Source organism: Kribbella sp. (assembly GCF_035687465.1).
In the GTDB taxonomy this organism is placed as follows: Bacteria; Actinomycetota; Actinomycetes; order Propionibacteriales; family Kribbellaceae; genus Kribbella.
The window spans coordinates 1-13,545 of sequence record NZ_DASRXP010000201.1 but is presented as its reverse complement, the minus strand read 5'-3'; the positions used below and the strand labels follow the sequence as shown (position 1 = coordinate 13,545).

At 68.6% G+C, this 13,545-nt stretch carries 10 protein-coding genes; 7 read left to right on the top strand and 3 right to left on the bottom strand.

Annotated features, from left to right (window positions below; all coding sequences use genetic code 11):
• Together VFG33_RS10090 and VFG33_RS10085 are read right to left on the bottom strand one after the other, a co-directional pair.
• Positions 1-1,063 (bottom strand): DUF222 domain-containing protein (locus VFG33_RS10090; RefSeq protein WP_325024797.1); only part of this gene is annotated, 1,063 nt, incomplete at its 3' end.
• Between the two features lie 178 nt (positions 1,064-1,241).
• Positions 1,242-3,047, bottom strand: coding sequence for a DEDD exonuclease domain-containing protein (locus VFG33_RS10085; RefSeq protein WP_325024795.1), 1,806 nt, complete (start codon positions 3,045-3,047; stop codon positions 1,242-1,244).
• Between the two features lie 174 nt (positions 3,048-3,221).
• Between VFG33_RS10085 and VFG33_RS10080 the strand changes: the two genes are divergently transcribed.
• From VFG33_RS10080 to VFG33_RS10050, 7 genes are all read left to right on the top strand, one after another.
• A complete protein-coding gene (locus VFG33_RS10080) occupies positions 3,222-4,529 on the top strand; it encodes an NYN domain-containing protein (RefSeq protein WP_325024793.1) in 1,308 nt (435 codons plus the stop codon).
• A gap of 104 nt (positions 4,530-4,633) precedes the next feature.
• Positions 4,634-4,876 carry a hypothetical protein gene (locus VFG33_RS10075; RefSeq protein ID WP_325024791.1) on the top strand — a complete coding sequence of 81 codons (243 nt, stop codon included), beginning with the start codon at positions 4,634-4,636 and terminating at the stop codon, positions 4,874-4,876.
• Between the two features lie 251 nt (positions 4,877-5,127).
• Positions 5,128-6,195, top strand: a complete 1,068-nt coding sequence (locus tag VFG33_RS10070; protein ID WP_325024789.1) for a C40 family peptidase — start codon at positions 5,128-5,130, stop codon at positions 6,193-6,195.
• Positions 6,196-6,295: 100 nt separating this feature from the next.
• A complete protein-coding gene (locus tag VFG33_RS10065; protein WP_325024787.1) occupies positions 6,296-7,858 on the top strand; it encodes a hypothetical protein in 1,563 nt (520 codons plus the stop codon).
• Positions 7,851-9,098: a M48 family metalloprotease gene (locus tag VFG33_RS10060; protein ID WP_325024785.1), complete on the top strand. Its 1,248-nt coding sequence runs from the start codon at positions 7,851-7,853 to the stop codon at positions 9,096-9,098. Before VFG33_RS10065 ends, VFG33_RS10060 begins: the two co-directional genes overlap by 8 nt.
• Positions 9,095-10,219: a glycosyltransferase family 4 protein gene (locus VFG33_RS10055; protein WP_325024783.1), complete on the top strand. Its 1,125-nt coding sequence runs from the start codon at positions 9,095-9,097 to the stop codon at positions 10,217-10,219. Before VFG33_RS10060 ends, VFG33_RS10055 begins: the two co-directional genes overlap by 4 nt.
• A 210-nt stretch (positions 10,220-10,429) precedes the next feature.
• The gene (locus VFG33_RS10050) at positions 10,430-11,593 is read left to right on the top strand and encodes an alanine--tRNA ligase-related protein (RefSeq protein ID WP_325024781.1); all 1,164 of its coding nucleotides are present in this window, start codon (positions 10,430-10,432) and stop codon (positions 11,591-11,593) included.
• Here VFG33_RS10050 and VFG33_RS10045 read toward each other — a convergent pair.
• The gene (locus VFG33_RS10045; RefSeq protein ID WP_325024779.1) at positions 11,590-13,023 is read right to left on the bottom strand and encodes a carboxylesterase/lipase family protein; all 1,434 of its coding nucleotides are present in this window, start codon (positions 13,021-13,023) and stop codon (positions 11,590-11,592) included. The genes VFG33_RS10050 and VFG33_RS10045 overlap by 4 nt on opposite strands.
• Positions 13,024-13,545 lie beyond the last annotated feature (522 nt).

The following is a 13,545-nucleotide window of genomic DNA, read 5'->3' as shown; positions in this document are numbered from 1 at the left end:
CGCCGTCGCCGTCGCCGTCGCCGTCGTCGTGGTCGCGGTCGCGGTGGTCGTCGTCCGTTCGGCCGTTGCCGATGTCCTGGTCACTGCTCGCAGGCCGGTGAGTGGCTCCCGCTCGTGAGGCGGTGACGCCGGTATCGGCGTCGGTGTCTGCGTCTGTGGGTAGGCCGGCATCCGTGTCGGTGTCTGCTTCGGTGTCCGCGTTGGCTCCGGTCGTCTTGCGGGTGGGGATGGCGGTGCCGGGGTCGGTGGCCGGGTGGGTCTCCGGGGGAGCTTCGGTGTCACCCTGGTTGTTGGTGGTGTGGTCGCGGGCGGTGGTGAGTAGTGCGGCGGCGAAGGGTGGGTCGGCGATGATGCCGATGGCTTTGGCGCGGCGTCGTTGGAGGGTGTCGGTGTCGCCGAGGGTTTTCAGCGCGGTCGCGATGGCGTCGATGGCGGAGTCGAACCGGATCACGTCACCGGTGGCGGCCAGTACCCAGATCGATTTGGTGCCGTGGTCGTCGGACTGGCCGACGTAGACACCGCGTTCGCGGGCTTTCTGTTTGGCTGCTGCTTCGGCTGCTTCGGGGTCGGCGGTGCGGATCGCGGCTTTCACGATGTTGGCCAGCCGCTGTGCGCTGATGGTGTCGATGATGCCGGCGACCTTCTGGTCGACGATCGCCGCCGCCGCCTCGGACAGGTCCCGGCATTCGTCGGCGATCTTGCACGCCTTCCACGGCGTCGCGCCACCATCCAGCACCATCGCGAAGGTCCGGGGCAGCTTGTGCCGCAACACCAGCGCGCGGCCGATGAAGTTGGTCGCGCTGCCGGCCGACAGTCCCATCATCGCGCCGAACTCGGCCGCGACGAACTCCCGGATCGGCGGACACCCCGGACCGCCCGGGTTGAGGCAACGTTCCGCACCGGGATGATCGCGGCAGGGGGCGCTGTCGGGGTGGTTCAGGTCGGCCCACTGCAACGCGTGCTCGAGGAGCCGGATCTCCATCCGCCGCTGCTCGGCGTGATGCTCGCCGACCGAGCTGAGCAGCTCGGTCGCGCTGAGGTCCCGCAGATCACCTTCGAACATGCATTCGAGATTACGCTAGGTAGCGCAGCACAGCAAATCGGTAACTGTCCCCTTTCCCCTTATCCACAAGGAGAAACGTCACACCAGCGCAAAGGTCAAGGGCTGATATGCATACAGAAAGTTACCTCTCGAGCTTGGCCCCACGCAGCAGAGGTCGAGCGCCAGGATGTGAACCGTGCTAACTGGCGCGGGCCGGGCCGAGAGGGCGGGAGCGGCGGCGGCGTTCGGCGGGGTGGTGGTGGGCGTCGGAGTGGGAGTTGTCCAGGCGGCTGAGGTGGCGGCCGGCGCCCGTGACCGGGCAAGTCCAGGTGCCGTCCATCTCGACCAGGCGGATGCCGGGGGAGTCGAGCCAGCGCAGTACGAGCTCGATCTCCTCGGGGGAGGCCGACGCGACCGGGCCGATGCCGGGCAGGACAGTCTCGGCGGAGGCACGCAGCATCTCGAGGTGTTTGCGCGGATCCGTCCCCCGCGGGCTGATCCCGGCCGCGGCCAGCCGGCCGCGACGGATCACGTGCAGCTCCCAGCCGCCGTCCTCGGTCCTCCGGGCGGCGCAGATCTCCGCGCACCCCGTGACGGACGACATCCGCTGCATCTTGGCGCTGCTCCGGACGAAGGCGCTGAGCCGGTCCCGGTGCACCGCCGCATCCTCGAACCGCTCGTCCGCCGACAACAGTTCGATTCGCCGATCCAACGCCTCGACGACGGGCGCCGGGTCAACTGTGAGGGCCGAACGCAACGCGGTGACGAAGCCCCCGTAGGTGTCCATGTCGACCCGGCCGTCACACGGCGCGCTACACCGGCCCATCTCCGCCAGCACGCACGGCGACATCTGCGGAGTACGCGACATCCGGTCTGTGCACTGGCGGATCGGGAACGCCTCATGCAGCGCGGCCATCGCCCGCTCGGCTGTCTTCCGTGAGCTGAACGGGCCGAGATAGCCCGCGTCGTCGTCGCGGACCTGCTTGACCAGCGACAACCGGGGGAACGGCTCGACCGTGACCTTCAACCAGTGCTGGCGTTCGGGGAACTTCGAGCGCCGGTTGTACCGCGGTTTGTGTTCCGCGATCAGGCGGAGCTCCCGGATCTCGGCCTCCAGCGCAGTACCGCACTCGATGCCGCGCACCCCCGACGCGATGCCGATCATCTCGCCGATCCGGGTGCGGGTCTCAGAGGCGGTGAAGTACGACCGGACGCGGTTGCGCAGGTCCTTCGACTTGCCGATGTAGAGCACCTCGCCGCGGTCGTCCGTGAACAGGTAGACACCCGGTGCATGAGGCAACGACTCCGCCAGGTGCCGCTTCGCCCGCACCTGCGGGGCGACGCGGGACGAGAACGTCTGCAGATCCTCCAGCGTCTGCACACCGAGCGATCCGACCCGCTCGAAAAGCCCGTGCAGTACGTCGACGGTGGCGCGCGCGTCCGACAACGCGCGGTGGTTCGGCGTCGTCGTGGTGCGGAAGAGCTTGGCCAGGGTGCCGAGTTTGCAGTTCGGCGTCTCGTCGGGGGTGAGCACCCGCCGCGCGAGCAGAGCGGTGTCGACGACGGCGAAGTCGGGCCAGTCGTAGCCGTGCACCTGGCTGTCGTGCTTCAGGAATCCCACGTCGAAGGGCGCGTTGTGAGCGACCAGCACGCAGCCGCGCGCGAACTCCAGGAAGGCGGGCAGCACCGACCCGATCCGCGGTGACGAGGCAACCATCAGGTCGGTGATCCCGGTCAGTACGGCGATGAACGGCGGAATCGGCTCGGCCGGATTCACCAGCGACTGAAATTCTCCGAGCAGTTCGCCACCGCGCACCTTGACCGCACCGATCTCGGTGATGCCCGAATCACCCGGCGCACCGCCCGTGGTCTCCAGGTCGACCACGCAGAAGGTGACGTCACGCAACGGCGTACCCAGGTCGTCGAAACTCGGTTGCACGCCGCGGATCGGCATCACCGGTTCCGGCGCCGGGGCAGCGGCGACATCCGACAAGGGGCTGCTCATGCCGACGACGCTAGAAGCCCCCACCGACAATTCCGCAGGTGACACGCCACATAACCGTCTAGGCTCTCTGTATGCGTAAACAAGCGATCACCGCCAAGCCGGGCCACGGGCCGGGCCGTTGTGGTCTGCATCACTGGCTGAGCCAGGGGGCCGTTCAGACCGGACTGCGGACCGGTGACTGAGGCAGGCACCGCCGCGGGCTCCGCTGCTACCGCCTTGCCCGAGCCGGTACGGCAAAGGGTTCTCACCCTGGCCGCCCAGGCTCTTGGTCAGCTGCCCGCGACCGACATCCCCCCGCCGCTGCGGCGGTTCGCCAGCTTCGCGCCCGGCAAGCGCGCGAAGCTGTCGGCGTCCGTGCTCGGCCCGATCCTGGAGACCGACGAGCACTTCCGCCGCCTGGTCGCTTTCCAGGTACGCCGGGAGCACCCCGAACTGGGCGACGCCATCGCCGAAGGAATCCCGGTCCCGGCCGCGGAGCCCGGCGAGGTGGCTGCGCTGGCCTACTTGCTCCGTCCCGACCACTGGGAGGAGCGGGTCGCCGCCGCGGCCCAGTTGCCACCGGAGAAGCCGCGCGCCGACGACGAGGCGGTCCACCGGCTCACCGAGCAACTCGATCAGGCCCGGACCGAGACCCGCCAGGTGCGCGAGCGTCTGCGTGAACAGGTCACCGAACTGAAGGCCGAGAACGTCACCCTCCGGCGCAAGCTGAACGAGGCCCGCCAGCGGATCACCGGCCTGCAGACCGACCTCGAGCAGCGAACCATCGAGGCGACCACGGCCGACGAGCGAGTCGACGCCGCCCGCGCCGAAGTGGAGCGTGAGCTGCGGAAACTCCGGGCCAGGATCACCGAACTGGAGGCGGTCGAGCACGCGGCCCGCCGTACTGCGGGGCAAGAGCGCGAGCTGGCATCCACCAGGACGAGGTTGTTGCTGGACACCGTGATCGAGGCGGCGGCGGGACTCCGCCGCGAGCTGGCCCTGCCGCCCGGGGGAGACCTGCGCCCGGCCGACACCGTTGCCGGCGTGGAGCCCGCGGCCGCGCCGATCGGGCGGTCCGCGCCGGAGGACGACCCCGCGTTGTTCGACGAGTTGCTCGCGCTCCCGCAGGTCCACCTGATCATCGACGGGTACAACGTCACGAAGACGGCCTGGCCCAACTCTCCGCTGCACTCCCAGCGGCAGCGGCTCGTCACGGCGCTGGGCGCGCTGGTCGCGCAGCGGCGGATCGAGGTCACGGTCGTCTTCGACGGTGCTGAGCTGACGGGACCGGTGCAGCTGAATCCGCCGCGCGGCGTCCGGGTGCGGTTCAGCCCGGCCGGGGTGATCGCGGATGAGGTGATCCGGCAACTGGTTCGCGCCGAACCGCCGGGCCGCCCGGTCGTGGTCGTCTCCACCGACCGCGAAGTTGCCGAGAGCATCATCGCGATGGGCGCCCGCGCACTCTCCGCCGCGACGCTGCTGAGCCGCATCGCCCGCTCCTGACCCGTACTACGTCCGCTCCTGCCGCCGGAAACTGTCGGAGGGGGTCTTTAGCGTCCTTCTCAGCCGGATGCAAGTCCGGGTGCTTCCCCACTTTGGAGGACGTTGTGCTGATCGACTGCGACGCGTGTGTGATGAGAGGACCGGGCTGCCGGGACTGCGTGGTCACCGTGGTGCTCGGGATGTCGGCCGAACGAAACGGTGAACTGCGGATCGACGACGAGGAGCGGGCCGCCCTCGACGTTCTGGCCCAGTCCGGTCTGGTTCCACCGCTCCGGCTGGTCCATGCCGTCAGTAGTGTCGAGCCGAACACTGCTGCGGAAGGCGATCCGGCCGCCGACGCGGTCTGACCGGCGACACTGCAAGGGCTTTCCCACGTTAATTTTGGATCAAACCCGAGGGGCGAATTGCACGGGTCACGAAAGGGTTACTACTGTTACCTCTCGTTGCCTCAGAGTGTCGGCCGACCAGACCGACCGGGTACGAGCAGGAGCCGAAGGGTGACCCGCCGGGTAGTACGGGAGTGAGTGCGGTAGAACTCCGTATCACCAGGCGCGGTTGACGGGGACGGCGTCGAGCAGAGGAAGGGACCGACCGGGCTGTGTCCATCGGCCGCACGAACCGCACGAGCCGTCAGAAGCGCACCAAGGGAATCGCCCTCGCTGCCATCACCAGCACCGCCGTCGCGGGCGGGGTGATGTTCATCCAGAGCTCGGCCGACGCGGACCCCAAGCCGACGCTGGCCCAGGCGAAGGCCCAGGTGGCCGACCTGCAGCACAAGGCCGAGGTGGCCGGTGAGTCGGCCAACGCCCTGCGCGGTCAGATCAAGACCTCCAGCGACAAGGTGAAGGCGCTCCAGACCGGGATCAAGACCCAGCAGGTCCAGGTCGACGCGGTAAAGCGGCAGATCGGCTCCCTCGCCGTCGCCGGGTACCAGACCTCCGGGATGACCACGACGGCCCAGTTGCTGCTGTCGACGGATCCCGACCAGTTCCTCAGCCAGGCCTCCACCGCCCAGGCCTTCGCCGGGCAGCAGAGCACCGCGCTCCGCCGGTTCCAGGCAGCGCAGGGCAAGCTCGCCGATCTGCAGGCGAGCGAGCAGTCCGAGCTGGCCGCGCTGCAAGGTGTGCAGGCCCAGCAGGAAGCGCTGAAGAAGCAGATCCAGACCAACCTCGACGCCGCCGAGAAGGTCCTCGGCAAGCTGAGCGACGCCGAGCGGGCGAAGCTCGACGCCGAGAAGGCGGCCGAGGAGCAGAAGGCGCGCGAAGAGCGGCCGAGTCGCGGCGACGGCCGGATGGAGGACCTGCCGGTCCCCGTCAGTGGACGCGCGGGCGCCGCGGTGCAGTACGCGATGGCCCAGCTCGGCGATCCCTACGTCTGGGGTGCCGCCGGCCCGAGCTCGTTCGACTGCTCCGGGCTGACGATGGCCGCCTGGTCGAAGGCCGGGGTCTCGCTGTCGCACTCGTCGAAGGCGCAGACGGGCGAAGGACGGTCGGTCAGCAAGAGCCAGCTGCAGCCGGGTGACCTGGTCTTCTACTACTCACCGGTCAGCCACGTCGCCATGTACATCGGCAACGGCCGGATCGTGCACGCGAGCCGTCCGGGCAAGCCGGTCAAGACCGACGACGTCGACCTGATGCCCTACGCCGGCGCGGTGCGCCCGGGCTGAGTCGGTTCAGCTCAGATCATGATCGACGGCTCCGGGGCACGACCCCCGGAGCCGCTTCGTTTCACCCATCAGTGCTTCACTGTCAGAGGAGGCACCTAGAGTGGCCTTCCTGACTGGGGCAGGCAAGCAGCAAGGGGCCGAGGTGAACGAGGATCAGCGCGAGACCATGCCGCTGCCCGCGATCCCGCCGCCGGGCGTCTCCACCGACACCACCCCATCCCAGCCGGATGAGTCGATCCCGCCTTCTGAGCAGCCGACCTTGGTTCTGCCCGCCAAGCATGGCGGCGGACCGAGGCTGCCGGGTGGAGGGCCGGGTGCGTGGCTGGCTGCGGGCGGACGTGGGCCGCTGATCAAGAGGGTCGCGCTGGGGGTGGCGATCAGTGTGGTCGCGGTGGCCGCGTTCGCCGGCCTGCGGCAGATTGCCGACGCGCCCGCGGATCCCGATGCCCCCGGCAACACCGCACAGTCCAGCAACCCCACGCCGACCCCGGACGAGGCCGCAGAGGGGGTACGCCGGGCCGTCGCCGGCGAGGCGGTTCTGCAGAAGATGGCGGATGCGGTCAAGTCGGAGAGCCGCAGCAGCTTCCTCGGCGAGGTCGACCCGACGGCGCCGGCCTTCGAGGAGCAGGCCCGGACCATCTTCGCCAACCTCGGCAAGTTGCCGCTGGCCACTTTCCAGTTCCGCTACGTGAGCGACGACCCGGCCGCCCTGGAGCCCGACCGGCAGACCGCGCTCGGCGGCACGGAGTCCTGGCTCGCCCAGGTCGAGGTCTCCTGGCAGCTGACCGGCTATGACACCAAACCCGCTCGCGAGACCCTGCCGGTCACCTTCGTCACGCGCGACGGCACGACGTACGCGGCCTCGTTCTCCGAGCGGTTCGTCGCCGGGCAACGGCGGCCGATCTGGTCGCTGGGCAGCATCGACGTCGCCAAGGGCGAGCACAGCCTGGTGATCAGCCTCGACTCCCAGGCGGACGCCGAGGACTACGCCGCGGTGACCGACAAGGCCGTCGAGTCGGTGAGCAAGGTCTGGGGCAAGAACTGGAAGCAGAAGGCCGTCATCTACCTGCCGGCCCAGCAGTCCCAGATGGAGTACGTGCTCGGCGCCCAGCCGGGCACCTACACCCAGATCGCCGCGGTCACGATGGCCGAGCTGGACATGCCGCAGGCCGGAGCCCCCGTGCGGGTGGTGGCCAACCCGAAGCTGTTCGACGAGCTCGGCAAACAGGGTCGCCGGATCGTGCTGACGCACGAGACCACGCACGTCGCGTCGACCGCTACCGCCTCGCCGGTACCGTTGTGGCTGGCCGAGGGGTTCGCCGACTACGTCGCCTTCACCGCCGTGTCCGTGCAGGACGAATCGGCGGCGAAGGAGTTGTTCAAGGCGATCCGGGCGGGCAAGGTGCCGAAGACGCTGCCGGCGCCGGAGGCGTTTGCCGCGTCGTCGACAGAGCTCCCGCAGGCCTACGAGTCGGGCTGGCTCGCCTGCCGCCTGATCGCCGAGCTGGAAGGGCAGAGCAAGTTGGTGAAGTTCTACCGGGCCGTGCACGCCTCGAAGAGCCCGACCGGTCTGGCCGATGCCTTCCGCACCGTGCTCGGCACTACCGAGCAGCAGTTCACGGCCGACTGGCAGAAGTACATCAAGAGGCTGGCAGGTGTCTGAGCCGAACTTGACTCGGCTGGCGCCCTGGGTGGCCGGTGTCGTGGTCGCGGCCGCCTTGGTCGTGGTGATCGTCACGACTACCCCCTGGCACCTGATCGACCTGCCGACGCCGAACGCCTCGCTCGACTTCACCACCGCCGAGATCGACCGGCAGAACCGGTTCCGCCACGAGCTGTTGCCCTGGTCAACGACCTCCTGGGTGCTGTCCGTCTTCGTGCCATTGGCGATCGGCTTCAGCCCGCTGGGCCGTCGCCTGTACGACGCGCTCAAACTGCGCCGCTGGTACTTCGCTGTCCCGGTGCTCGTGGCCGCCCTGGGGCTGCTGGCGAGTCTGATCACCCTGCCGACGGACGCCCTGGCCGAACGGGTGACCCGGAACTACGGGCTGTCCACCGAGAGTTGGGGACTGTGGTTGCGCGATCGGGCGGTCAACTGGGTGCTGATGTCGCTCGCCCTGATCGCCATCGCTCTGGGGCTGATCGCCTTCGCCAAGAAGTGGCGGACCTGGTGGTGGGCGCCTGCCGCAATCGCCGCAGCGGTGCTGGTGCTCGGCGTCTCCTTCGCCTATCCCGTGTTGGTGGAGCCACGGTTCAACGACTTCACCTCGATGGCGCCGGGCCCGCAGCGCGACGAGTTCATGCAGTTGGCGGCTCAGGACGGCGTACCGGTGAAGGATGTGCTGGTCGCGGACGCCTCGAAGCGGACCACGGCTCTCAACGCCTACGTGTCCGGTTTCGGATCCACCCGCCGGCTGGTCGTCTACGACACGCTGCTGAACAACGCGCCGCCGGAGCAGGTGCGGCTCGTCGTCGCGCACGAGCTCGGCCATGCCGCCGAGGACGATGTCCTGCACGGCACCCTGATCGGTGCGTTCGGGGCCGCCTTCTCCGTCGTTCTGCTGAAGTTGTTGCTCGGGGCACGGATGTCCGATCCGCGCCGGACCGCGCTGCTGCTGGCCCTGATCGTGGCCGGTACGACCCTGGCCGCGCCGGTGCAGAACCTGGTCAGTCGTCGCATCGAGGCGCGCGCGGACTACCACTCGCTCCAGCTCACGAAGGACCCGAAGACCTTCATCGAGATGCAGCACCAGTTGTCGGTGACGAACATCTCGGGCCTCGACCCCAGCCGGTGGCGCACCTGGCTGTTCGCCACCCACCCGACGCCGCCCGAGCGGATCGCGATGGGCCGGGCGTGGGCGGACAAGTACGGAACGCCGGTGCCTCCTCTGGTCCAACGGTGACCATCCTCGTCGTCACCAACGATTTCCCGCCCCGCCAGGGCGGCATCGAGACGTTCGTCCGCTCGCTTTGTGACGAACTGCCTGCCGACGACCTCGTAGTACTGACGGCCCGGATGCCGGGCGACACGCAGTACGACGAGGGCCTGCCGTTCCGGGTGGTCCGCGATCGCACGACGATGTTGCTGCCGACGCCACGACTCACCCGGTACGCCGTCCAGGTGATGCGCGAGCACAACGTGGATCGGGTGGTGTTCGGTGCCGCGGCTCCGTTGGGACTGATGGGGAAGGCTCTTCGCGAGGCGGGGGCTCGGCGGATCGTGGCGCTGACGCACGGGCACGAGACGTGGTGGGCCGGGGTTCCCGGCACCCGGCGGGCGCTGCGGCGGATCGCGGATGCCGCCGACACGGTGACGACGGTTTCGAGTTGGTGTGCGGAGCGGATCGCGCCGGCGCTGTCACCGGCGGCGGCCCGGAGGATGCGCCGGCTGACGCCTGGGGTGGACACCTCCCGGTTCTTCCCGGGCGCCGGGGGAGAGCAGGTGCGGAAGGGCCTCGGAATCGACGGCGCGCCGGTGGTCGCGTGCGTGTCGAGGCTGATCGCGCGCAAAGGACAGGACACGTTGATCCGTTCCTGGCCCCAGGTCGCGGCTGCGGTGCCAGACGCCGTACTCCTCCTGGTCGGCGGTGGACCGGACCGGGATCGGCTGGAGGTTCTGGCTGCGCACCACGGGGTTGCGGACGCCGTCCGGTTCACCGGGGCGGTTCCGTGGGCGGAGATCCCGCCGTACGTCGATGCGGCGGATGTGTTCGCGATGCCCTGTAGGACAAGGCGATTCGGGCTCGAACCGGAGGCGCTCGGCATCGTCGCGCTGGAGGCTGCCGCGACCGGCAAGCCTGTCGTGATTGGCGATTCCGGTGGAGCGCCTGACACCGTGAAGAGCGGGGAGACGGGCTATCTGGTGGATCCGTACAACCCGGTCGCGACCGCAGTACGGGTGATCGAACTGCTGGAGGATCCCGCCAAGGCGCGGGCGATGGGGGAGGCCGGTCGGCAGTGGGTTTCGGCCGACTGGACCTGGGCCCGATCCGGCGCAGTGCTCCGGGAACTGCTCGAGGTGTGAGCCAAACCACGGGACACCGCCTGGGTTCACGTGTGTATGGTGGTCCCATGCATCAGATGTCCCGCCTCGCAGCAGCCGTACGAGCTTTCAGCTCTCCGGCTGCCGCTGCCTGACATCTTCTTCTCCCACCGGCGACCGGAAACGGTCGCCGGTTTTCTGTTGCCAGAACCAGGCTCGTTTCCGGTCCTTCCCAGCAAAGGACCCAGACCAATGAGCATCGACAAGACCTTCATCGACTTCTTCACCCAGCGCGGCCACGTGCCGACCACCGGATCCTCGCTGATCCCTCGCCCCGGTGACCCCGTGCTGTTCACGACCTCGGGCATGCATCCCCTGACGCCTTATCTTGAAGGCGAACCCCATCCGCTCGGCAGCAGACTCGTGGGTGTCCAGCGATGTCTGCGAACCACCGATCTCGACGAGGTCGGGGATCCGACCCACCTGACCGTGTTCGAGATGCTCGGCTCCTGGTCGCTCGGCGACTACGGCAGCGAGCAGACCCTGCGGTGGGGGTTCGAGCTGCTGCGGGACGGGTTCGGCATCGATCCCGGCCGCTTGTACGTCACCGTGTTCGGCGGCGACGATCAAGTGGAGCTCGACCAGGAATCACTGCGCACCTGGCAGTCCATCGGCGTCCCGATCGAGCTGACCACCGACGACAACTGGTGGTCGAACGGGCCGACTGGGCCCTGCGGTCCGGACTCGGAGATCTTCATCTGGACCGGCGACGGCTCACCGCAAGGAACGCCGACCACCGACGAGCGCTGGGTCGAGGTCTGGAATCACGTGATGATGCGGTACCGCCGGCTCGACGACGGGTCGCTGGAACCGCTGCAGCAGCGCAACATCGACACCGGCCTCGGACTCGAGCGGCTGCAGATGCTGCTGGAGGGCAAGAGTTCGGTGTACGAGACCGAGCTGTTCGAACCGTGGATGCGGATCATCCCGAAACTGTGGAAGCTGGACGAGCAGTCGCAGCGGATCGTGATCGACCACCTCCGCTCGAGCATGGTGATCGTCGGCGACGGCGTGCACCCGTCGAACACCGGCCGCGGGTATGTCCTGCGCCGGCTGATCCGGCGGGTGCTGACCATCCTGTGGCGCGACGACGAGTCCCGCACCTTGTCGGACCTGCCGATGGAGTTGTTCGAGCACACCCTCGACCACTTCCACCAGGGCGAGCTGGTGACGCTGGTGCGGCGCATCCTGATCGACGAGGAGATCCGGTTCACCAATCTGCTCGAGCGGGGGCGGAAGGTGCTCACCCACGAGCGCTTCCACAAGACCCTCGACGAGAACGATTTCGAGTACCTGCACGAGACCCACGGTCTGCCCCGCGACCTGGTCGTCTCGCTGCTGGAGCCGTCTGCCTAACGCGGTTGATGGGTGAAGGTCTGCACGGGCCGGGCGGTCGCGTCGTACTGCGACCAGCCCGGGCTTCCCGTGGTCCCGAACGCCACCCAGGCGGCGTGCATCCGGTCGGCCAGCTCCTGAGGTGGTTCCGGCCCGAAGAGCGGCGAGGTCGCGGTGCCCAGGGTGTCGAAGACGAACGGCAACTCCAGCGCATGGCACGCGCCCAGTCCGTCCAGCGGCGACCGCCAGGCGAATTCATACACGTACGCCGACCCGCCGGCCGCCCGTTGTGCCTCGGCGAGCCGGATCGTGGGCTGGGTGAAGAAGTCGTCGCTGGTCACTGCAGTGAGGATGTCGCCAGGGGAGTAGTCAGGGTGGTTCGCCTGGTACTCCTCGACGATCGCCGGATCGAGTCCTCTTTGCCGCAGTAGCAACGGGAGCGCCTCGGCGGTGACGGCCGCGGTCACGCCGGTGGGGACAGTGAATAGCCTGAACTCTTCGGTGGTGGTCCCGGCCATCAGGTCAGTACCGGCAGCCGCTCCGCGCGCGATGGCAGCGAGCGGAACCTCGTGGACCAGTTCGCCGTCGATCACCGGGAAGAACGGCATGATGCCGCCGCCGGTCCTGATCACCGATGAGCCCCATCGAGTCGGATCTGGAGTCTGCCGGAGCTCTTGGGACACGATCCGCTGGGCCGTGATGAGCTCCGGTACGGCGATGGAACCCAGACCGTCCGCGGTGGCAGGGACGCCGAGACGCTTGGCGACTTCGGCGGTGACGAGCGCCGCGTCGCTCTCCACGGCAACGGCCTCGGCCGTACCGCTCTGCACGATCGCCCGCCGGAACAGTCCCTTCGCGGCCGGGATCGACAGCAGGGTGGCGACGCTCATCCCACCGGCGGACTGGCCGAAGATCGTGACCTGGCCGGGGTCGCCTCCGAACGCGGCGATGTTGTCCTGCACCCACCGCAGCGCAGCCAGTTGGTCGAGCAGCCCGCGGTTGCTCGGAGCACCCGCAACGACGCCGAAGCCTTGGACGCCGAGGCGATAGTTCACGCTGACCAGTACCACGCCGTCCCGCGCGAACGCGGCACCGTCGTAGGTAGGAGGTGCGTTGGACCCATTGCGGAACGCGCCGCCGGGGAACCACACCATCACCGGCAGCCCGGAGCCGCCTTCGGGAGTCCAGACGTTCACGTTCAGAAACTCCGGACCAGGCGTGATCGGGTTAGCCAGCAACCGATCAAAGGGAGGATCGTACGGCGGCTGCGGTGCAGTCGGCCCCAACTCCAACGCATCCCGTACTCCGTCCCACGGGGTCGCGGGCGCCGGTGCTTCGAACATCCCGGGCCCTTCCGGCGCAGCGGCATAAGGAATCCCCAGAAACGCGGAGACCCCGTCAACCACCCGGCCCCGAACCCGCCCACTCTCCACCACAACAGTTCGCTCCACGCCCCCCATCCTTCCCCCCACCCCCGAACAACCCAAACCGCCCCTAGAAACCCGCCACCACCTGGACGAACCCGTCCCCGGAGCGACGCATCACGCTCCCGACCGCTCCCGCCAACTCCACCCGCGATCAACCTCCCGTACGCCGGTCCGCCGAACCAAGGTAGTTGCTGCCAGCAACAGTCAGCGGAGTATGCCGCATGCATTGGGCTGTGGTCGCGCCCGGCATGAGCGATGTGGTCCGCTGGCGCGTTGGTGATGTGGTTGCGCCGGTGCGTAGACGGACTGTGATTGCGCGGGTGCATTGGCAGTGTGGTTGCGCGGTCTCCGCTGCGGGAGTGTGCTAGTCGACGTGGTGGGTGTCAAGGGCGCTTCGCGGCCCTTCGGGCTCGAACAAGTTCGACCCTTGACACCCAGCACGTCGACCAGGGAAGGACGCAGCTACGCGGATCCGCGCTGACGTGTGAGCTGCATCCGGGGATTCCGTTCGCCCGGGTGGTTCCGGCGGGATGTTCGGCCCTTCCG